Origin of the sequence: Lewinella sp. (assembly GCF_050633125.1) — a bacterium.
In the GTDB taxonomy this organism is placed as follows: Bacteria; Bacteroidota; Bacteroidia; order Chitinophagales; family Saprospiraceae; genus Lewinella.
Map to the genome: position 1 here is coordinate 1 of NZ_JBOEFX010000209.1, position 928 is coordinate 928.

1 pseudogene is annotated in these 928 nt (G+C 50.3%); it reads left to right on the plus strand.

Annotated features, from left to right (window positions below):
• Positions 1-928, plus strand: a pseudogene (locus ACRBG0_RS28140) (hypothetical protein); the annotation flags it as partial.

Sequence of the window (928 nt, forward strand, 5' to 3'; positions counted from 1 at the left end):
AGATCAATGGTCTTGACGACGACTTCTCTACGCCTGGTGACAATACGGACCCTAACGACCCTTGTGATTACAATCCTGCCGATCAAGGTACGCCGAATGCTGCCTGGAACATGGCGGACTGTGATGATGATGGCAACCCGAACGGCGGCGATCCTGATCCAGCAGTAGCTACAGCTACAGATGATATAGGAGGAGCTACTCCTGGAATGGCAAGCACGATTGATATCCTTGGTAATGATGACTTCCTGGATAATCTTGACCCTGCTAATGTTGGTACAACTGCTATCACGCAGACTGGTGGCACAGCAGCGGGTACGGTTGTCTTTGATGTTGACACGGGTGAACTGACCTATACGCCAACCTTCGGTGAAGCAGGCATGATGGTAACAGTCGTTTACCAGGTTTGTAACACTGATCCTATTCCTGAAGTATGTGCTTCAGCAACGGTAACGATTACGGTTACGGATCAAGATAGCGATGGTGACGGTGTACTTGACTCTGATGAAGCCACCGACATGACCGATCCTAATGATCCATGTAGCTTGGTACTTGCGAGTGTCAGCATGAACGCTACAGATATGGGCGATTGTGATGGCGACGGTGTAACCAACGACGATGAGATCAATGGCACCGACGGCGATTTCTCTACACCTGGCGACAATACCGATCCTAACGATCCTTGTGATCTGAACATCGGAGATGTTAGCCTTCCTGCTACGGACATGGGCGACTGTGACGGTGACGGTGTGACCAATGACGAAGAAATCAACGGTACGGATGGTGATCCATCTACGCCTGGTGACAATACGGATCCCAACGATCCTTGTGATATAAATCTTGGTGATGTTAGCCAGAACGCAACCAGCACGGGCGACTGTGATGGTGACGGTGTAACTGATGCGGACGAGATCAATGGTCTTGACGACGA